This window comes from Priestia sp. 53B2, assembly GCF_056099005.1.
In genome coordinates this window covers 437547-457016 of the sequence record NZ_JBLZXA010000008.1, presented here as the reverse complement: position 1 = coordinate 457016, position 19470 = coordinate 437547, and the positions used below count along the sequence as shown (strand labels likewise).

The following is a 19470-nucleotide window of genomic DNA, read 5'->3' as shown; positions in this document are numbered from 1 at the left end:
AAGCGGAATAGATGAGGCTCCGCAGAAGCGTAAGGGACGAGGAGGAACACCTGCGGCCAGCGGAAAGCGAAGTCTTGCACGGAAATCAGCAGCGGTGTAACAAGCAATCTATACGAGCTCCTTTATCCCATTTGTTCATCTTTAGACTGGAGTGATCTAGTTGTGTCTCAATCTCTTTTCGTCTATAAAGATAAAAAGCGGCTTAGAGTGAAAGAGTTAGCGGCTGGTAGCCATTAATACTACGTCAATGCACAGAATACAGCATGTGAAAAATGTTGCAATTAGAAGGTAATGATTATATACTGCTATTAGTACCTAGTATTAAAAGTTCGGATGGTGGAGAATGAAGCGCAGTAAAAAAGAAAGACAGCAGCTATTAAAAACGACAATTGAAGAAAACCCATTTATTACGGATGAAGAACTAGCAGACCGTTTTTCAGTGAGCGTTCAAACAATTCGATTAGACCGCCTAGAGTTGTCGATTCCTGAACTGCGAGAACGTATTAAGCATGTAGCTTCAAAACAACTAGACGAGGAAGTGCGTTCGCTTCCGATTGAAGAAGTAATTGGAGAAGTTATCGACATTGAACTAGATCAATCAGCGATATCTATTTTTGATGTGAAAACAGAGCATGTGTTTCAGCGTAATCAAATTGCTCGTGGTCACCACCTTTTTGCGCAAGCTAATTCGTTAGCTGTCGCTGTTATTAACAACGAACTAGCGCTCACAGCAGATGCGTCGATCCGTTATCATCGCCCTGTTAAGCTTCATGAACGAGTGATAGCAAAAGCGAAAGTTCTGTCAACTAGTGAAGTGCGAACCACCGTTGAGGTAAACAGCTATGTAGGGCAAGAGCAAGTGTTCTCTGGCACTTTTAAAATGTATCGTTCTACAAAGGATAAATAATAAAAAGGATGAGACGCAACATGAAACTAGCTATTGATGCAATGGGCGGAGATCATGCACCGAAAGTCATTATTGAAGGTGTAGAAAAAGCTACTGCTCAATTTAAAGAATTACATATTACGTTAATTGGAAACGAATCAGAAATAAAAAAGTATTTAACAAATTCAGATCGTATTTCGATTATTCATACAGAAGAAACCATTGATGCAACTGATGAGCCAGTGCGAGCTGTGCGCCGTAAAAAACAAGCATCTATGGTATTAATGGCAAATGAAGTAGCCGAAGGTCGTGCTGATGCTTGTATTTCAGCAGGAAATACAGGTGCGTTAATGACAGCGGGACTTTTTATTGTAGGTCGCATCAAAGGCATTGAACGTCCAGCACTTGCTCCGACGCTTCCGACACTAGATGGAAAAGGCTTTTTAATGCTAGACGTTGGTGCAAACGTTGATGCCAAGCCTGAACATTTGCTCCAGTATGCTGTGATGGGGTCTGTGTATGCCGAAAAAGTACGCGGTATTCAAGCTCCTAGAGTGGGACTGCTGAACATTGGGACTGAGGATAAAAAAGGAAATGATTTAACAAAGCAAGCCTTTCAGCTACTAAAGAACGCTGATCTCAATTTTGTAGGCAACGTAGAATCTCGTGATTTGCTAAACGGCGTAGCGGATGTGGTTGTAACAGATGGTTTTACAGGGAATATGACTCTTAAGAGCATTGAAGGAACGGCGCTTTCCTTGTTTTCTATGATTAAACAAGAATTAATGAGCACGTTAAAAAGCAAGTTAGCCGCAGCGGTGCTAAAGCCTCAGCTGCAGGGTTTAAAAGCGAAAATGGATTACAGTGAATATGGAGGAGCAGGGCTGTTTGGATTGCATGCGCCTGTTATCAAAGCCCACGGTTCGTCGGATGCGAATGCAGTATTTAGCGCGATTAAGCAAGCTGTGAATATGGTGGAAAACAATGTGTCTTCCACTATTCAAAAAGCAATCGAACAAACTGCTAATGAAGAAAAGGAGAGATAAGAAATGGGGAAAATTGCTTTTATCTTTCCAGGCCAAGGGTCACAAACTGTTGGTATGGGAAAAGATTTATATGATGGAACAGAGGAAGCGAAAAAGTTGATTCATACAGCTGACGAAGTTTTAGGGTTCAGTCTTTCAAACATTATTTTTGAAGGGCCTCAAGAAGAATTGACTTTAACTTATCACGCTCAACCTGCTCTTTTAACAACGAGTACAATGCTGCTTGAAGCATTTAAAACGAGCGGAATTACACCCGATTTTGTTGCGGGTCACAGTCTAGGAGAATACAGTGCGCTTGTGGCTGCTGAGGTTTTATCGTTTAAAGATGCCGTTGTTGCTGTTCACAAAAGAGGTCGCTATATGGACGAAGCTGTACCAGCAGGTCAAGGTACAATGGCAGCAGTGCTTGGCATGTCAGCGGAAGATCTAGAAGCCGTTACCGCTCAAATTACAAGCGAAGGCGACGCTGTTCAGCTTGCAAATATTAACTGTCCGGGTCAAATTGTTATTTCAGGTACGGTAAATGGCGTAGAAAAAGCAGGAGCTCTTGCCAAAGAAAAAGGTGCAAAACGCGTGATTCCTCTAGTGGTAAGCGGTCCGTTCCACTCTAGTTTAATGAAGCCAGCTGCTGAAAAACTACGTGATACGCTAGAAACAGTGAGCTTTAGCGATGCGAAGGTTCCAGTTATAGCAAACGCAACAGCAAAGCCGGTTACTGACAGTCAAGATATTCAAAAAAAGCTAGTGGAACAACTGTATTCTCCAGTGAGATGGGAAGAAACAGTTGAAACACTTCTTGCAGAAGGTGTAGATACATTTGTTGAAATTGGACCAGGAAAAGTATTATCAGGTCTTGTGAAAAAAGTAAATCGCCGTGCGGCTGTGTATGCTGTTAATGATCTTACATCATTAAAATCAACGATTGACGCACTAAAAGGGGGAGAATAACATGTTACAAGGGAAAGTTGCGGTTGTAACAGGCGCTTCTCGCGGAATTGGTCGTGCCGTTGCAATTGAGCTGGGAAAGCTTGGTGCTAAAGTAGTTGTAAACTATTCTGGCAGCGAAGCGAAAGCTCTTGAAGTTGTGGATGAAATTAAAGGATTAGGAACGGATGCAATTGCTGTACAAGCAAATGTGGCAGAAAGTGATTCTGTACAAGCAATGATAAAAGAAGCGATTTCTACATTTGGTTCAGTAGATATTTTAGTGAACAACGCGGGCATCACACGTGATAATCTTCTTATGCGTATGAAAGAAGACGAATGGGATGATGTTATTAATACAAACTTAAAAGGCGTATTTTTGTGTACAAAAGCGGTTACTCGTCAAATGATGAAGCAGCGCGCAGGACGCATCATTAATATTTCATCAATTGTCGGCGTCAGCGGTAATGCTGGACAAGCAAATTATGTAGCAGCAAAATCAGGCGTGATTGGTTTAACAAAAACAACTGCCAAAGAATTAGCAAGCCGCAATATTACAGTGAATGCAGTTGCTCCTGGTTTCATTGCAACAGATATGACGGATAAATTGAATGAAGAAGTGCAGGCGGAAATGTTAAAGCAAATTCCTCTTGCAAGCTTCGGCCAGCCTGAGGATGTTGCGAACGCAGTTGCGTTTTTAGCATCAGATGCAAGCCGTTATATTACGGGTCAAACGATTCACGTTGACGGCGGAATGGTGATGTAAAAAATGCACTTTACGAAAAGTGTAATTTGGTGATAAAGTACAAAGGGACGTTTACTAGGCGACCGATAAACTTTATTATTCAACCATAGTATTTTAGATGGAAATCATCTATAATGACTTGAGGGGAGGTGAAGAACAATGGCAGAGGTACTAGAACGCGTAACAACAATCATTGTTGATCGTCTTGGTGTAGACAAAAGTGAAGTGAAACTAGAATCTAGTTTCAAAGAAGACTTAGGTGCTGACTCTCTAGACGTAGTTGAATTTGTAATGGAGCTTGAAGAGGAATTTGATATCGAAATTTCTGACGAAGAAGCTGAAAAAATTTCAACTGTAGGAGATGCAGTTAATTACATACAGAGCCAAATTTAATCTGTAGTATATGTATGAAAAGCCCCGTTAAACAGCGGGGCTTTCTCTTCTTTTTAAGAATTTCAAAAAAAGACCTCTTTTTTTTGAAAAGGTAGTGTATCTTTTAGGATACCTCGTTTTATAATGAGAGATGTTAGGGAAAACTACGAAACAATTGAAGCAGGTAAGCGGAGGTATTTTATGCCTAAACAATATTCAAATCGAGATCGAAAGATGAACGTGAAATTCAAGCAAAATTTTGCAGAGTTTCAAAAGGAAATTGATATTCAGTTTACAAATGAAGCGCTTCTTTTTCAAGCATTTACACATTCATCCTATGTGAATGAGCATCGCAGAAGACCGTATGAAGACAACGAGCGTCTTGAGTTTTTAGGAGATGCCGTATTAGAGCTAACCGTATCACAATTTTTATTTAAAAAGTATCCAACGATGAGTGAAGGTGAGTTAACGAAGCTTCGTGCAGCAGTTGTGTGCGAACCGTCGCTTGTTACTTTTGCAAATGAAATGGATTTTGGTAAACTAGTGTTACTTGGAAAAGGTGAAGAGATGACAGGCGGCCGATCTAGACCGGCTTTACTGGCCGATGTGTTTGAAGCATTTATCGGAGCTCTTTATTTAGATCAAGGGCTTGATACGGTAGTAACGATTCTAAAAAAAGTTGTCTTTCCAAAAATTAATGAAGGTGCTTTTTCTCATGTGATGGATTTCAAAAGCCAGCTTCAAGAAGTGATTCAACGTGATGGAGTTGGACAATTAGAATACAAAGTTTTGCAAGAAAAAGGTCCAGCGCATAATCGCGAATTCTTATCTCGCGTATCGTTAAATGGTGAAGAGCTCGGCGTTGGTGTAGGCCGTTCGAAAAAAGAAGCAGAGCAAAAAGCAGCTCAAGTAGCTATTACGAAAATTAGAGCAAGTCAAACGAAATAAAATGATCCCCCTCTTAACGTATTCGTTATAAAGGGGGATTTGCTATGAAAAGATTACATGTGTGAGGGGGGATTTCTATGTTCCTCAAACGATTAGATATTGCAGGATTCAAATCGTTTGCAGAAAAAGTATCGATAGATTTTGTGCCAGGTGTAACGGCGGTAGTAGGGCCGAATGGAAGCGGAAAAAGCAACATTACGGATGCCATACGCTGGGTGCTTGGAGAACAGTCAGCCAAATCGCTTCGTGGAGGGAAAATGGAGGACATTATTTTTGCAGGAAGCGAATCGCGCCGTGCTGTAAATGTTGCTGACGTAACGCTTACGTTGGAAAATGATGACCAGTTTCTCCCGCTTGACTACCATGAAGTTAGTATTACAAGGCGCGTGTACCGCTCAGGAGACAGTGAATTTTTTATTAACAACCAGCCGTGCCGCTTGAAAGATATTGTCGATTTATTTATGGATTCAGGACTTGGAAGAGAAGCTTTTTCGATTATCAGTCAAGGAAAAGTAGAAGAAGTACTAAGCAGTAAATCTGACGAGCGCCGTAAAATTTTTGAAGAAGCAGCAGGTGTATTAAAATACAAAACGCGTAAACGAAAAGCGGAGCTTCGACTTCTCGAAACGCAAGAAAATTTAAATCGAGTGGTAGATATTCTTCATGAAATTGAAGGTCAGTTAGAGCCTTTACAGATTCAATCGTCTATTGCAAAAGATTATTTGCAGAAAAAAGAAGAATTAGAGCACATTGATGTGGCTGTTACGGTATTTGAAGTTGAAGATCTTCATCAGAAATGGGAAAAATTAAAAGCTGAAATGGCTCAGCACGAGCAGCTTAAAGAATCTCTCGCGACGAATATTCGCACGCGTGAAGGAGAAATCCAGACCCTTCGTTTGCACATTCAGCAAATAGATGAACAACTAGATTCTTTACATAAAAAACTACTATATGTAAGTGAAGAAGTAGAAAAGCTAGAAGGCAAAAAAGAAGTATTAAAAGAGCGTAAGAAAAATGCCTTTCAAAATAAAGAGCAGCTGGAACGTTTAGTAAAAGAGTATACTCATAAGCATCAAGAGCTAAGTAAAGCAAAAGACAGCGAAGGAAAAGATCTTGAGCAATCTCAAAAAGAAGTACAAGAGATACGTCTGAAGCTTACTGAGCAGGAACAGCTGTTCAGGCAGTACAGCGAGAATCTAGAAGAAAAACTTGAACAGATGAAAAGCGAGTATTTTGAATTAGCGAACGCTCAAACATCCGCTCGAAATGAAATTTTATTTTTAGAGCAGCAAAAAATGCAAACGTTTGAAAAAGAGCAGCGTTTAACAAAATCCAACGAGCAATACGTAGAACAACGCCGTGAATTAACGCAGCGAAAAGAAGCGGCGATCAAAAGGCTTGCTCAGTTTCGTCAAGAGCTTCAGCAGGCTGTACACGTGTATAAGCAGCAAGGAGAGAAGCTTGAGTCATTAAGGCAAGCCTATCGTAAACAAGAGTCTACGCTTTATCAAGCTTATCAGTACGTGCAGCAGACAAAATCACGAAAAGAAATGCTTGAAGAGATGCAAGAAGACTATGAAGGTTATTTTCACGGTGTAAAAGAAGTATTAAAAGCGCGTGATGAGAAGCTTGCAGGTATTAAAGGTGCCATTGCTGAGCTAATCAATGTTCCAAAAGAGTATGAAACAGCGCTTGAAATTGCGCTTGGAGGAGCAGCTCAGCATATTGTCGTTCAAGACGAACAAAGTGCACGTCAGGCAATTGGCTTTTTGAAACAAAACGGTTACGGGAGAGCTACATTTTTACCACTGACGTCTGTAAAAGACCGTTATGTTCCGGCTCAAACTATTTCTATGCTAGAGAGTCACGAAGCGTATGTAGGAATTGCTTCATCTCTTGTTAAATACGAAGCTACCTACGAACGAGTTATTAAAAATTTGCTTGGAACCGTTATTGTTGTCAATGATTTAAAAGGTGCGAATGAACTTGCCCGTCTTGTACAGCATCGCTATCGTTTTGTGACCGTTAAAGGAGATGTCGTCAACCCCGGTGGTTCAATGACAGGCGGTTCAATGAAGCAAAAGTCCAACTCTTTGTTAGGCCGTCAGCGTGAAGTGGAAGCCATTACGGCAAAAATAGAAGAGATGGAACAAAAGACGCTTGTGCTCGAGCAAGATGTGAAAGATAAAAAGTCACAGATTGAAGAGCTTCAACAGGAAATTAATAAACAGCAGGCATTTGTGGAACGCTTGAAAGACAAAGAGCAGGAGTCTGACCGAGAAGTAAAGCAAATTGACATCGAAGAAAAAGCAGTGAATGACCGCTTAACCATGTACGATCATGATATTGCTAGCTTTAGGCAAGATCAAACGAGCTTGTCCGCTCGAATTGATGAGCTGCATACGAATTTGCAAGGAAATCAGCAGCAGGCAAATGTATTAGAGAAAAACATTGAAGAGTTAGCTGCACGCAAGCATACACAGCAAACGTCTAAAGAAACGGTTCAACATGAGCTTACAGAAGTAAAAGTCCTTCTTGCGAAAAAAGAACAGTTCCTCGCAAATCAGCAAGAAAAATATGAAAGAGTGTGTTTTGAGCTTGATCAAACCATTCAGCGTTTATCTGAAACTACAGATGATCTTTCTCTTTTAACGAGTGAAATCACGAGCAACGACTCGGGTGAACTTCAGCTCGAAGAAGCAGCGCATGAGCGAATAAAAGAAAAGACAGAAACGTTAAAATTAATGGATGACTGCAGATCAGAGCGGTTGAAAGCCCAGAATAAACTTGAAGACGAAGAGAGGATTGTAAAAGAGCTGCAGCGTCAGTACAAACAAATTGCGGATGCTTTAAAAGATGAAGAAGTCAAAATCAATCGAATTGACGTAGAGCTAGACAGCCGTCTGCAGCAGCTGACAGAAGAGTACGAAATTAGCTTTGAAGCAGCAAAAGAAAAGTATCCTTTAACATTAGATATTCAAGAAGCGAGGAAAAAAATCAAGCTCATTAAGCTGGCAATTGATGAATTAGGAACCGTAAACCTAGGTTCTATTGAACAATACGAACGCGTTTCAGAGCGCTATGAATTTTTAAATACGCAGCGAGCGGACCTTGACGAAGCGAAAAATACGCTGTATCAAGTGATTGAAGAAATGGACGAGGAAATGAAGAAACGTTTTTCTGATACGTTCTCTCGTATCCGCAATGAATTTGGTACAGTGTTCTCTTCACTATTCGGAGGAGGAAAAGCGGATTTAAAATTAACAGATCCGAAAGATTTATTAAATACAGGTGTGGAAATTGTTGCTCAGCCTCCTGGGAAAAAACTGCAGAATCTAGGGTTGCTGTCAGGCGGCGAGCGTTCGTTAACAGCCATTGCCCTCCTGTTTTCTATTTTGAAAGTACGTCCGGTGCCGTTTTGTGTGCTAGATGAAGTGGAAGCGGCGCTTGATGAAGCAAACGTTCATCGCTTTGCTACGTATTTACGCAAATTTAGTACTCAAACACAGTTCATTGTTATTACTCACCGAAAAGGTACAATGGAAGAAGCTGATGTACTGTACGGTGTGACGATGCAAGAATCGGGCGTATCGAAATTAGTCTCTGTTCGTTTAGAAGAATCAAAGCAATATGTTTAACTCATAGAATGAAAGGGTGGTACGAATGAGCTTTTTTAAGAAACTAAAAGAAAAAATTACAATGCAAACGGATTCTGTTACACAAAAATTTAAAGATGGACTATCAAAAACGCGCAATTCTTTTTCAGAACGCGTGAATGATCTAGTGTCTCGCTATCGTCAAGTAGACGAAGAATTTTTTGAGGAATTAGAAGAAATTTTAATTAGTGCTGATGTCGGTGTGGCTACCGTGTTGGATTTAATTGATGACTTAAAATCGGAAGTGAAACGCCGTAATATTAAGGACCCTCAAGATGTGCAGGCTGTCATCTCTGAGAAATTAATTGATATTTATGAATCTGGTGAAGAGCAGATTGGTGAACTGAATATGCAGCAAAATGATTTAACGGTGATTTTGTTTGTAGGGGTAAACGGCGTTGGAAAAACAACAACAATTGGGAAAATTGCGCATAAATTCAAACAAGAAGGCAAAAAAGTCGTAATGGCAGCAGGTGATACGTTCCGTGCCGGTGCAATTGAGCAGTTAGAAGTATGGGGAGAACGCGTTGGTGTTGATGTTATTAAGCAATCTGCAGGTTCTGACCCTGCCGCTGTCATGTATGACGCTGTTCAGTCAGCCAAGGCTCGAAAAGCAGATGTTTTACTGTGTGATACAGCAGGGCGCCTTCAAAACAAAGTGAATTTAATGAAAGAATTAGAGAAAGTAAAGCGTGTTATTGAGCGAGAAATTCCTGGTGCTCCTCATGAAGTACTTCTTGTACTTGATGCGACGACGGGTCAAAACGCTTTAAGTCAGGCTAAAACATTCTCAGAAGCAACGAACGTGACGGGAATTGTGTTGACAAAACTAGATGGTACGGCTAAAGGCGGAATTGTTCTTGCCATTCGAAACGAACTGAAGCTTCCTGTTAAATTCGTTGGACTTGGAGAAAAAGTAGACGACCTTCAACCGTTTGACACGGAGCAATATATCTATGGATTATTTGCCAATGCTGTAGAAGAAGAAACAGAAAAAGAGGCGTAATCTCAAAAGAGGCTGGGATATAAGTATCTTAGTTGAAGGAAGATCCGAACGATTAATCGTTCGGATTTTTTCACTAGTAGGGTAGACGCAGGTTTCATATTTATTCGTCTTTAAATTGAAGTAATTTAGTTATATCTCCATCTCTTTCAGGTGGGAAAATGTGAGGTGTTAAGGAAAAAACTTGACATTCAAACCTAGCCTAGTTAAACTAATAACATGTAAAGGCTTTTCACTTAACAAGGGGGCGGTCAGATGGTTGAAAAGAGCGTGCATATGCTCGAAAAAACAACAAGAATGAATTACTTATTTGACTTCTATCAGGCGCTGTTGACGCCCAAACAAAGAAGTTATATGTCACTTTATTACTTGGATGATTATTCCCTCGGTGAAATAGCGGAAGAATTTGATGTGAGTCGTCAAGCAGTTTATGATAATATAAAACGTACAGAGCAAATGCTTGAACAATATGAGGAAAAGCTATTGTTATTTCAACGGTTTCAAGAGCGTCAATCAATTGTTCAACAACTGAAAGACGAACTTGCAGCCGACTTAAACAAGAACAGTAAGCTTTCTTCTCTTCTTGATTCGCTCGAGAAATTAGATTAGGGGGCGGCGTATATGGCATTTGAAGGATTAGCCGACCGTTTGCAAAGCACACTGCAAAAGTTAAAAGGAAAAGGAAAAGTTAACGAAGCTGATGTTAAAGAAATGATGCGTGAAGTTAGACTTGCCCTTTTAGAAGCCGATGTAAACTTTAAAGTAGTAAAAGACTTTGTTAAGCGCGTAAGCGAACGTGCTGTAGGTCAAGACGTTCTTAAGAGCTTAACGCCTGGACAACAAGTTATTAAGGTTGTACAAGAAGAATTAACTGCACTTATGGGCGGAGAGCAAAGCAAGATTGCAGTAGCTCCAAAAGCTCCAACTGTAATTATGATGGTTGGACTTCAAGGTGCAGGTAAAACAACAACAACCGGTAAACTTGCCAATTTATTACGTAAAAAATATAACCGTAATCCATTGCTTGTAGCAGCAGATATTTATCGTCCGGCAGCTATTAAACAGCTTGAAACACTAGGGAAACAGCTTAGCATGTCTGTTTTTTCATTAGGTGATCAAGTAAGTCCTGTGGAGATTGCGAAACAAGCTATTGCTCATGCGAAAGAAGAGCATCACGATTATGTATTGATTGATACAGCGGGACGTTTGCATGTGGATGAAAATCTAATGGAAGAGTTAGAACAGATCAAAGAGCTTTCTAACCCAGACGAAATTTTCCTTGTTGTCGATGCGATGACGGGTCAAGATGCAGTAAACGTTGCGGATAGCTTTAATAAGCAATTAGGATTAACTGGAGTTGTATTAACGAAACTAGACGGCGATACGCGCGGTGGTGCAGCGCTTTCTATTCGTGCAGTAACCGATACACCAATTAAGTTTGTCGGTCTTGGAGAAAAGATGGATGCTATTGAAGCATTCCACCCAGAGCGTATGGCTTCCCGTATCTTAGGTATGGGTGATGTGCTGACGCTTATCGAAAAGGCTCAGGCAAATGTAGATGCTGAAAAAGCAAAAGAGCTTGAAGCTAAGCTACGCACGCAGTCATTTACATTTGATGACTTTTTAGATCAACTTGCTCAGGTGCGTCAAATGGGACCGCTTGATGAGCTAATTGGTATGCTTCCGGGCGCCAATAAAGTAAAGGGGCTCAAAAACCTGCAGGTTGATGAAAAGCAAATTAATCATGTAGAAGCAATCATTCGTTCTATGACGAAAGCGGAAAAAACAAACCCTGAAATCATTAATGCAAGTCGAAGAAAGCGTATTGCAAAAGGAAGCGGACGTTCTGTACAAGAAGTCAACCGTTTGCTTAAACAATTTGAAGACATGAAAAAAATGATGAAACAAATGACAAATATGTCAAAAGGCAAGAAAAAGGGTATGAAACTTCCATTCTTTTCATGATAAAACGCTTGATTTGGACTGAAAAACCAAAGAAAATAAAATATTTTTCTAGTGTTAAGAAAAAAACCTTTACAAACATTTTACCTATTTGATATTATATTATCTTGTTGAAACATATTCGGAGGTGCTTTATAAAATGGCAGTAAAAATTCGTTTAAAACGTATGGGAGCTAAAAAATCTCCTTTCTATCGTATCGTAGCAGCAGACTCTCGTTCACCACGTGATGGACGTTACATCGAAGTAGTTGGAACTTACAATCCTGTAGTTCAACCAGCTGAAGTTAAAATCGATGAAGAGCTAGCTCTTAAATGGTTACAAAATGGTGCTAAACCATCTGATACAGTTCGTAACCTTTTCTCTAACGAAGGCATCATGGAAAAATTCCATAATGCTAAATTAGGAAAATAATTTCACTCGAGATGACATCACTAATCGAAACAATTGTAAAGCCGCTTGTTGATTATCCAGCTGATGTTAAAGTGGAGGAACAAGAAGAAGAACGTCAAGTGACGTACATCCTTACTGTTCACCAAGAAGATGTCGGCAAAGTAATCGGCAAACAAGGCCGCGTTGCAAAAGCGATTCGAACTGTTGTGAATGCAGCAGCATCACAGCAAGGTAAAAAAGTGTATGTGAAAATTCAAGAGTAATCAAAAAGGGAGAGGGATAACCTCGCCCTTTTTTTATGTTATGATAAGATGAACGGTTTTGATCACAGTAAGTCTTTTGCGAGCAAGAGGCAGCTATTTCAATATGCATGTAAAAAGCACAAGGTCACTATCTTGAGGGCGGAGGGAACGTTTTGAACATTATTCAAAAAGTGGTTGTGAAACAAGTGTTAACTGAAGCAAGCAAACAAGATCTTGAAAATCGTTTTATAAACCGCAAGCAGGCGCTTGAAAAAGAAATGGAACAGCTGAAATTTCAGTTAAAGCACATGGAAAAAGCCAATAAAGGTTCTTCTTTATTAAATAGTCAGTTTGAAAAAGAAAAATCCGCTCGCCTTGAAAAAATTGAAGTGTTGAACTTTCAGCTGACGCAATTAGAAAAGCTTCCTTTAGGGAGCGAACTCGTTGAAACGGAACTGGATGCCTTAGTAGAGGTAAAAATCGGCGATGATTGGGAAAAGATAAAAGAAAGTAAAACAATTATTATAAAAGATAGCAAAGTTGTTGAGATTAGATAGAGGTGAAGAAGCATGAAATGGTTTAAGGTTGGAAAAATTGTGAATACCCATGGTGTAAAAGGAGAAGTTCGTATTGTATCAACTACGGATTTTGCTGATGAGCGCTATGAAAAAGGAAATAAACTTTATATCTTCAAAGAGAAGCAAAGCGAGCCGGTAGAAGTAACGGTAGCAAGCCATCGCAGGCATAAAAATTTTGATCTGCTTACATTCGAAGGCTATCAAAACGTAAATGATGTTGAGCAGTATAAAAACTGCGAAGTGAAAATCCCTGAGGAGCAGCTAACGGATTTAGAAGACGGTGAATTCTATTTCCATGAAATTATTGGCTGTACAGTAAAAACAGAAGACGGAGTAGAGGTAGGAACGGTCAAAGAAATTTTAACGCCGGGAGCTAATGATGTGTGGGTTGTTAAAAAAGGCGGAAAAGAAGTTCTTATTCCTTATATCGACGACGTTGTACAATCTATTGATATAGAGGGAAAAGAGATTGTTATTACAGTAATGGAAGGGTTATTGGACTAATGAAAATTGATGTACTGTCGCTATTTCCTTCTATGTTTGACGGTGTTTTTGGTGAATCAATTTTGAAAAAAGCACAGGAAAAAAATGCGGTTGAACTGAATGTAGTTAATTTCCGAGAATATTCTACGAACAAACATCAAAATGTGGACGATTATCCTTACGGCGGAGGTGCTGGAATGGTATTGACGCCACAACCTATTTTTGACGCTGTAGAAAAGCTAACTGAAACAGCTAAGAAGCCCCGGGTAGTTTTGCTTTGTCCGCAAGGAGAACGCTATACACAGGCAAAAGCAGAAGAGCTAGCAGCAGAAGAGCACTTAATTTTTATTTGCGGTCATTACGAAGGATATGATGAACGGATTCGTGAGCAGCTGATAACTGATGAAATTTCAATTGGTGACTATGTATTAACTGGAGGAGAGCTTGGTGCAATGGTTGTGATCGATAGCGTTGTTCGTCTGCTTCCCGATGTGCTTGGCAATAATCATTCAGCTGTACAGGACTCACACAGCACCGGTTTATTAGAGCACCCGCACTATACGCGTCCTGCTAATTTTAGAGGCTTAACGGTTCCTGAAGTACTTATGTCAGGAAATCATAAAAAAATTGAACAGTGGCGCCAAAAAGAGTCTTTAAAGCGCACGTTGCTTCGAAGACCGGATATGCTTGAAAAGATGGAGCTAACAGAAGAGCAAAAGAAACTAGTAGCTCAATTAAAAGAAGAAAATCAGCTTTCATAAATCCATAAAATTTATGCATAAACTCTGTTGCATACCGTATAAGAGTGTGCTAAGATAGATTTTGTGGCTTGGGCAGATGTCTGGTCACCTATAACGATGTTCCGCTGCAATGATTGAAAAGCATTGGTATGAGCGTCTGTTGGAAGGAGTTGAAACACGCGATGCAAAAATTAATCGAAGAGATTACAAAAGAACAATTAAAAACAGATCTTCCTACGTTCCGTCCTGGTGATACTGTACGTGTACACGTAAATATCGTTGAGGGTACTCGTGAACGTGTTCAGGTATTTGAAGGTGTTGTTATTAAGCGTCGTGGCGGTGGTATCAGCGAAACATTTACAGTACGTAAGATTTCTTACGGTGTAGGTGTAGAGCGTACATTCCCACTTCATACGCCAAAAATTGCAAAAATCGAAGTAATGCGCCGCGGTAAAGTACGCCGTGCGAAACTTTATTACCTACGTGAATTACGTGGTAAAGCTGCGCGTATTAAAGAAATTCGATAATAGTAAAGGGGAGCTTGTTTATACAAGCTCCTTTTTTCAAATGTTTTTTTAGAACGATTCGTTCTCTGACAGTAAAAAATAGACGTACAAGTCATCATTTTTTTATTCTATTTATTAGGCGTTTCAAACATTATCGTTTAAAATAAAGGTACGACATAAGAGTTGGAGGACTGAAGATGGCTCGAAAGAAAAATGAACTGTGGGAATGGATAAAAGCAATAGCCATTGCCGTACTGTTAGCTGTTGTAATTCGCTATTTTTTGTTTGCACCGATTGTAGTAGATGGACTTTCTATGATGCCTACGCTGCATGACCAAAATCGAATGATTGTAAATAAGTTCTCCTATAAGATTGGTGATCCTGATCGCTTTGATATTATTGTTTTTCATGCTACAACGGAAAAAGATTACATAAAACGTATTATCGGACTGCCGGGTGATCATATTGAGTATCGAAATGATACGCTATATGTAAATGGAAAAGCTTATAAAGAGCCCTACTTAGATCAGTATAAAAAAGAAGTGATTGACGGTAATTTAACCGAAGATTTTAAACTAGAAGACGTAACGGGTAAAAAGACCGTGCCAGAAGGCTATTTGTTCGTGATGGGAGACAATCGACGCTACAGTAAAGACAGCCGTCAGATTGGTTTTGTGAGCATGGACAAGGTGCTTGGTAAAACGAGTGCCGTATACTGGCCAATTAAAGAAGCGCGTTTTGCAAAGTAAAATATAAAAGGTGAGTAAAATATGACAATTCAATGGTTTCCTGGTCATATGGCGAAGGCCAGAAGACAAGTAACTGAAAAGCTAAAATTGATTGATATTGTATACGAACTGGTTGATGCACGTATTCCGCAATCATCGCGAAATCCAATGATCGATGAGATTATTGTGAATAAGCCGAGAATCGTATTGCTGAATAAAGTGGACAAAGCTGATCCGCGCATTACTCAGCAGTGGCTAGATTATTATAAACAACAAGGTATTTATGCCTTAGCTATTGATGCACAAGCAGGTAAAGGAATGAAACAAATTGTTTCGTCTTCCAAAGAACTTCTTCAAGAGAAGTTTGACCGCATGCGCGCAAAAGGAGTCAAAAAACCCCGCGCCATCCGAGCGATGATTGTAGGGATTCCTAACGTCGGTAAATCAACGCTGATTAATCGCCTTGCCAGCAAAAAAATCGCCAAGACCGGAGATCGTCCAGGTGTAACGCAAGCACAGCAGTGGATTAAGGTAGGAAACGAGCTGGAGCTACTTGATACGCCAGGTATTTTGTGGCCTAAGTTTGAAGATGAAACAGTTGGATATAAGCTTGCGACAACGGGTGCTATCAAAGATACCATTTTAAATATGCAAGATGTCGCTGTTTATGCGCTGCGCTTCTTATCTAGCCATTACCCAGAACAATTAAAGCAGCGTTATGATTTAAATGAAATCCCTGAAGATATTGTAGAGCTTTTTGATGCAATTGGGTCGCGCCGCGGCTGTTTAATGGGTGGCGGCATGGTGGATTACGATAAAACAGCTGAGCTTGTTCTTCGAGAAATTCGAACGGATAAAATTGGCAACTTTACATTTGATGATCCAAGTGAAGCTGAACAGCAGCTGTAAGCAATACATTGCGAACTGAAACAAAAAACGCCTCTGCCTTTTTAGCATGAGGCGTTTTTTATGTAAAGGTGCCGTGTGAAAATGTTGATATAAAGAAGGTGGAGCTAATGAAAAAGAGTATTAAGGAAATAAAAGAAGAACTAAAGCAAGTGAGAAGCCCGGAAGATGCTTTATTTAAGGCATATGCGCAAGATGAGCGTAAAGGTGTGCAGCAGGTTATTATTCAAAAACAAAGGCAATTTGAAGCTGCTGAGCGCTTGAAGAAACAGTTTGATGAAATGATGGCATATGAAAATGAATTATATAGCCAAGGAGCAACCTATATTGCCGGAGTAGACGAAGTAGGAAGAGGGCCGTTAGCGGGACCAGTAGTAGCGGCTGCTGTTATTTTGCCTCCTGATTTTTTTCTCCCGGGTCTGACAGATTCCAAGAAGTTATCAGAGGCAAAGCGAGAAGCGTTTTATGAAGAAATTTGTAAAAGCGCTGTCGCTATTGGTATAGGCATTATAGGGGCAGAGGTCATTGATTCTATTAATATTTATGAAGCAACAAAAAAGGCAATGACTGAAGCAATTGAACTTCTAGCTGTTCAGCCTGATGAACTGCTTATTGATGCGATGAAGCTGCCGGTGCCTATTTCGCAGCAGTCAATTATCAAAGGCGATGCTACAAGCATTTCGATTGCTGCAAGTTCCGTTATTGCAAAAGTGACGCGAGATCGAATGATGAAAGAACTTGGTGAACGCTATCCTGCATACGGATTCGAAAAACATATGGGATATGGAACAAAACAACATTTAGAAGCAATCGAACAATATGGAATTTTGCCAGAACACCGCCGATCTTTTGCACCGATAAAAAACCAAGTAAACTAGAACATGATACCCGAGCATATCTTTGCTTTTTAGCGCATGTTTTACATGCGGGATTTTAGGCTCAAAAAGGATATAGCCTATTTAAGTGGAGATATCGCTACGGGTGGAGTTCGTAAATTATTTTCCTCTCAGTTTGCTTTAGTTATGAAGGTTGATTTACATGATCAACCACACGTTTAACGTCCGCAGAGCCTCATCGACTTCATAAGGTATGGTTAAGTACTATCTCCATAAAAATATCAATTTTCTTATTATTTCAATATTTTTCACTAGAATAGTAGACAATTAGACAATTATTTTTATACAATGAAAGCGCAGTCTATTTTGTGCAGTATAGTTTTGTGGTTGATTATGTTAGGAGGATGGGAAATGAATATCCATGAGTATCAAGGAAAAGAACTACTCAGAAAATATGGGGTTGCAGTACCAAACGGTCGAGTAGCTTTTACTGTTGAAGAAGCAGTTGAAGCAGCAAAGGAATTAGGTTCACAAGTATCAGTGGTGAAAGCACAAATCCATGCTGGTGGACGCGGTAAAGCGGGCGGTGTCAAAGTAGCAAAAAACTTAGATGAAGTTCGTACATATGCACAAGATATTTTAGGAAAGACCCTCGTAACACACCAAACAGGCCCTGAAGGAAAAGAAGTTAAGCGCTTGTTAGTTGAAGAGGGATGCGATATTAAGAAAGAATACTACATCGGTTTAGTTCTTGATCGTGCAACGTCTCAAGTTGTATTGATGGGTTCTGAAGAAGGTGGAACTGAAATTGAAGAAGTGGCGGAAAAAACGCCTGAAAAAATCTTTAAAGAATATGTAGATCCTGCGATTGGTTTACAAGCATTCCAAGCTCGCAGACTTGCATTTAATATTAATATTCCAAAAGAATTAGTTGGAAAAGCAGTTAAGTTCATGACAGGTTTATATACAGTATTTGTTGAAAAAGACTGCTCAATTGCAGAGATTAATCCTCTAGTTGTAACAGGTGACGGAGACGTTATGGCATTGGATGCGAAGTTAAACTTTGATTCAAATGCGCTATATCGTCAAAAAGATATTCTTGAATATCGTGACCTTGAAGAGGAAGATGCTAAAGAAATTGAAGCATCTAAATACGACTTAAGCTACATTTCACTAGACGGTAATATCGGTTGTATGGTAAACGGTGCAGGTTTAGCAATGGCAACGATGGATATTATTAAGCATTACGGAGGCGACCCTGCTAACTTCCTGGATGTTGGGGGCGGCGCAACTGCTGAAAAAGTAACAGAAGCATTCAAAATTATTTTATCTGACCAAAATGTAAAAGGTATTTTCGTTAATATTTTCGGCGGGATTATGAAATGTGATGTTATTGCAACAGGTGTTGTTGAAGCAACGAAACAAGTTGGATTAAGCCTTCCATTAGTTGTTCGCTTAGAAGGAACAAACGTTGAACTTGGAAAAGAAATTTTACAAAAATCAGGCTTAAATATCACAGCTGCTGAATCTATGGCAGACGGCGCACAAAAAATCGTTTCACTAGTGAAATAGAAAGGCTGGGGGATAGGAATGAGCGTATTTATTAATCAAGATACAAAAGTAATTGTACAAGGAATTACAGGCGGAGTTGGCCTTTTTCATACACAGCAAATGTTAGAATATGGAACAAAAATTGTTGGTGGCGTAACGCCAGGTAAAGGCGGCTTAGAAGTAGAAGGTGTTCCGGTATTTAATACGGTTGCCGAGGCAAAAGAAAAAACAGGCGCAACGGCTTCTGTTGTATATGTTCCGCCAGCATTCGCAGCTGACTCCATTATTGAAGCAGTTGACGCAGATTTAGATTTAGTTATTTGTATTACGGAAGGTATTCCAGTATTAGATATGGTAAAGGTAAAGCGTTATATGGAAGGAAAACGTACGCGCCTTGTAGGACCTAACTGCCCAGGTGTTATTACACCGGAAGAATGTAAAATTGGAATTATGCCAGGGTACATTCACAAAAAAGGTCATGTAGGTGTAGTTTCACGTTCTGGTACATTAACATATGAAGCTGTTCATCAACTTTCTGAAGCTGGCATTGGCCAATCAACAGCTGTTGGTATCGGTGGTGACCCAGTGAACGGCACGAACTTTATCGATGTATTAAAAGCGTTTAATGAAGATGAAGATACGTATGCAGTAATTATGATTGGTGAAATCGGCGGTACGGCAGAAGAAGAAGCGGCAGAATGGGTAAAAGCAAATATGACAAAACCTGTGGTCGGCTTCATTGGCGGTCAAACAGCACCTCCAGGAAAACGTATGGGCCATGCTGGTGCTATTATTTCAGGTGGTAAAGGGACAGCGTCTGAAAAAATTAAAACAATGAATGAGTGCGGTATCCAAGTAGCTGAAACACCATCTGTTATGGGAGAAACACTTATTAAAGTGTTAAAAGAACAAGGCATTTACGAGCAGTGTAAGACTCATTAATAGAAGACATATAGCCTCCTTTGAC

At 39.9% G+C, this 19470-nt stretch carries 21 protein-coding genes; all 21 read left to right on the top strand.

Translation table 11 applies throughout. The features are described from left to right. Positions 1-343 precede the first annotated feature (343 nt). The 21 genes from fapR to sucD all read left to right on the top strand — a co-directional run bounded on the left by fapR (position 344) and on the right by sucD (position 19445). Positions 344-907 (top strand): transcription factor FapR, encoded by a 564-nt coding sequence (gene fapR / locus ACN6NE_RS05690; protein ID WP_013058909.1) that lies wholly within the window; start codon positions 344-346, stop codon positions 905-907. A 20-nt stretch (positions 908-927) separates the two neighbouring features. Then, a complete protein-coding gene (gene plsX / locus ACN6NE_RS05685; protein WP_114896646.1) occupies positions 928-1932 on the top strand; it encodes a phosphate acyltransferase PlsX in 1005 nt (334 codons plus the stop codon). Between the two features lie 3 nt (positions 1933-1935). Further along, the gene (gene fabD, locus ACN6NE_RS05680; RefSeq protein ID WP_474324853.1) at positions 1936-2880 is read left to right on the top strand and encodes an ACP S-malonyltransferase; all 945 of its coding nucleotides are present in this window, start codon (positions 1936-1938) and stop codon (positions 2878-2880) included. 1 nt (position 2881) lies between these two features. After that, positions 2882-3622: a 3-oxoacyl-[acyl-carrier-protein] reductase gene (gene fabG / locus ACN6NE_RS05675; protein ID WP_013058906.1), complete on the top strand. Its 741-nt coding sequence runs from the start codon at positions 2882-2884 to the stop codon at positions 3620-3622. Positions 3623-3760: 138 nt separating this feature from the next. Continuing rightward, the gene (acpP, locus tag ACN6NE_RS05670; protein ID WP_013058905.1) at positions 3761-3994 is read left to right on the top strand and encodes an acyl carrier protein; all 234 of its coding nucleotides are present in this window, start codon (positions 3761-3763) and stop codon (positions 3992-3994) included. Positions 3995-4174: 180 nt separating this feature from the next. Further along, positions 4175-4921, top strand: a complete 747-nt coding sequence (gene rnc / locus ACN6NE_RS05665; RefSeq protein WP_129704504.1) for a ribonuclease III — start codon at positions 4175-4177, stop codon at positions 4919-4921. 77 nt (positions 4922-4998) lie between these two features. Beyond that, positions 4999-8559, top strand: coding sequence for a chromosome segregation protein SMC (smc, locus tag ACN6NE_RS05660; RefSeq protein WP_474324852.1), 3561 nt, complete (start codon positions 4999-5001; stop codon positions 8557-8559). A 25-nt stretch (positions 8560-8584) separates the two neighbouring features. Next, on the top strand, positions 8585-9583 hold the full coding sequence (gene ftsY, locus ACN6NE_RS05655; protein WP_013058902.1) for a signal recognition particle-docking protein FtsY: 999 nt from the start codon (positions 8585-8587) through the stop codon (positions 9581-9583). Positions 9584-9856: 273 nt separating this feature from the next. Further along, positions 9857-10189 (top strand): putative DNA-binding protein, encoded by a 333-nt coding sequence (locus tag ACN6NE_RS05650; RefSeq protein ID WP_013058901.1) that lies wholly within the window; start codon positions 9857-9859, stop codon positions 10187-10189. Positions 10190-10201: 12 nt separating this feature from the next. After that, entirely contained in the window at positions 10202-11545 is a 1344-nt protein-coding gene (ffh, locus tag ACN6NE_RS05645) for a signal recognition particle protein (RefSeq protein WP_013058900.1), read from the top strand. A gap of 136 nt (positions 11546-11681) precedes the next feature. Further along, complete coding sequence (rpsP, locus tag ACN6NE_RS05640) at positions 11682-11954, top strand: 30S ribosomal protein S16 (protein WP_013058899.1); 273 nt, start codon at positions 11682-11684, stop codon at positions 11952-11954. A gap of 11 nt (positions 11955-11965) precedes the next feature. Further along, positions 11966-12196: a KH domain-containing protein gene (locus ACN6NE_RS05635; protein WP_129704500.1), complete on the top strand. Its 231-nt coding sequence runs from the start codon at positions 11966-11968 to the stop codon at positions 12194-12196. A 152-nt stretch (positions 12197-12348) separates the two neighbouring features. Then, positions 12349-12732: a YlqD family protein gene (locus ACN6NE_RS05630; protein WP_474324849.1), complete on the top strand. Its 384-nt coding sequence runs from the start codon at positions 12349-12351 to the stop codon at positions 12730-12732. A gap of 12 nt (positions 12733-12744) precedes the next feature. Beyond that, positions 12745-13257 (top strand): ribosome maturation factor RimM, encoded by a 513-nt coding sequence (rimM, locus tag ACN6NE_RS05625; protein WP_129704498.1) that lies wholly within the window; start codon positions 12745-12747, stop codon positions 13255-13257. Next, positions 13257-13997, top strand: a complete 741-nt coding sequence (trmD, locus tag ACN6NE_RS05620) for a tRNA (guanosine(37)-N1)-methyltransferase TrmD (RefSeq protein ID WP_129704496.1) — start codon at positions 13257-13259, stop codon at positions 13995-13997. The genes rimM and trmD overlap by 1 nt, the downstream gene beginning before the upstream one ends. Before the next feature lie 161 nt (positions 13998-14158). Continuing rightward, the gene (gene rplS, locus ACN6NE_RS05615; protein WP_013084808.1) at positions 14159-14503 is read left to right on the top strand and encodes a 50S ribosomal protein L19; all 345 of its coding nucleotides are present in this window, start codon (positions 14159-14161) and stop codon (positions 14501-14503) included. Between the two features lie 176 nt (positions 14504-14679). After that, on the top strand, positions 14680-15231 hold the full coding sequence (lepB, locus tag ACN6NE_RS05610) for a signal peptidase I (protein ID WP_474324847.1): 552 nt from the start codon (positions 14680-14682) through the stop codon (positions 15229-15231). A gap of 21 nt (positions 15232-15252) precedes the next feature. Then, positions 15253-16119 (top strand): ribosome biogenesis GTPase YlqF, encoded by an 867-nt coding sequence (ylqF, locus tag ACN6NE_RS05605; RefSeq protein WP_129704494.1) that lies wholly within the window; start codon positions 15253-15255, stop codon positions 16117-16119. Between the two features lie 107 nt (positions 16120-16226). Further along, positions 16227-16994: a ribonuclease HII gene (locus ACN6NE_RS05600; RefSeq protein ID WP_029320570.1), complete on the top strand. Its 768-nt coding sequence runs from the start codon at positions 16227-16229 to the stop codon at positions 16992-16994. Between the two features lie 369 nt (positions 16995-17363). Continuing rightward, positions 17364-18524, top strand: a complete 1161-nt coding sequence (sucC, locus tag ACN6NE_RS05595) for an ADP-forming succinate--CoA ligase subunit beta (RefSeq protein ID WP_013058890.1) — start codon at positions 17364-17366, stop codon at positions 18522-18524. Between the two features lie 18 nt (positions 18525-18542). Beyond that, positions 18543-19445, top strand: coding sequence for a succinate--CoA ligase subunit alpha (gene sucD / locus ACN6NE_RS05590; RefSeq protein ID WP_013058889.1), 903 nt, complete (start codon positions 18543-18545; stop codon positions 19443-19445). Positions 19446-19470: the final 25 nt, after the last annotated feature.

Bases quoted from the DNA above. Each gene is read 5' to 3' on its own strand.
- fapR (WP_013058909.1), top strand. From the start codon at position 344: ATGAAGCGCAGTAAAAAAGAAAGACAGCAGCTATTAAAAACGACAATT.
- plsX (WP_114896646.1), top strand. From the start codon at position 928: ATGAAACTAGCTATTGATGCAATGGGCGGAGATCATGCACCGAAAGTC.
- fabD (WP_474324853.1), top strand. From the start codon at position 1,936: ATGGGGAAAATTGCTTTTATCTTTCCAGGCCAAGGGTCACAAACTGTT.
- fabG (WP_013058906.1), top strand. From the start codon at position 2,882: ATGTTACAAGGGAAAGTTGCGGTTGTAACAGGCGCTTCTCGCGGAATT.
- acpP (WP_013058905.1), top strand. From the start codon at position 3,761: ATGGCAGAGGTACTAGAACGCGTAACAACAATCATTGTTGATCGTCTT.
- rnc (WP_129704504.1), top strand. From the start codon at position 4,175: ATGCCTAAACAATATTCAAATCGAGATCGAAAGATGAACGTGAAATTC.
- smc (WP_474324852.1), top strand. From the start codon at position 4,999: ATGTTCCTCAAACGATTAGATATTGCAGGATTCAAATCGTTTGCAGAA.
- ftsY (WP_013058902.1), top strand. From the start codon at position 8,585: ATGAGCTTTTTTAAGAAACTAAAAGAAAAAATTACAATGCAAACGGAT.
- ACN6NE_RS05650 (WP_013058901.1), top strand. From the start codon at position 9,857: ATGCTCGAAAAAACAACAAGAATGAATTACTTATTTGACTTCTATCAG.
- ffh (WP_013058900.1), top strand. From the start codon at position 10,202: ATGGCATTTGAAGGATTAGCCGACCGTTTGCAAAGCACACTGCAAAAG.
- rpsP (WP_013058899.1), top strand. From the start codon at position 11,682: ATGGCAGTAAAAATTCGTTTAAAACGTATGGGAGCTAAAAAATCTCCT.
- ACN6NE_RS05635 (WP_129704500.1), top strand. From the start codon at position 11,966: ATGACATCACTAATCGAAACAATTGTAAAGCCGCTTGTTGATTATCCA.
- rimM (WP_129704498.1), top strand. From the start codon at position 12,745: ATGAAATGGTTTAAGGTTGGAAAAATTGTGAATACCCATGGTGTAAAA.
- trmD (WP_129704496.1), top strand. From the start codon at position 13,257: ATGAAAATTGATGTACTGTCGCTATTTCCTTCTATGTTTGACGGTGTT.
- rplS (WP_013084808.1), top strand. From the start codon at position 14,159: ATGCAAAAATTAATCGAAGAGATTACAAAAGAACAATTAAAAACAGAT.
- lepB (WP_474324847.1), top strand. From the start codon at position 14,680: ATGGCTCGAAAGAAAAATGAACTGTGGGAATGGATAAAAGCAATAGCC.
- ylqF (WP_129704494.1), top strand. From the start codon at position 15,253: ATGACAATTCAATGGTTTCCTGGTCATATGGCGAAGGCCAGAAGACAA.
- ACN6NE_RS05600 (WP_029320570.1), top strand. From the start codon at position 16,227: ATGAAAAAGAGTATTAAGGAAATAAAAGAAGAACTAAAGCAAGTGAGA.
- sucC (WP_013058890.1), top strand. From the start codon at position 17,364: ATGAATATCCATGAGTATCAAGGAAAAGAACTACTCAGAAAATATGGG.
- sucD (WP_013058889.1), top strand. From the start codon at position 18,543: ATGAGCGTATTTATTAATCAAGATACAAAAGTAATTGTACAAGGAATT.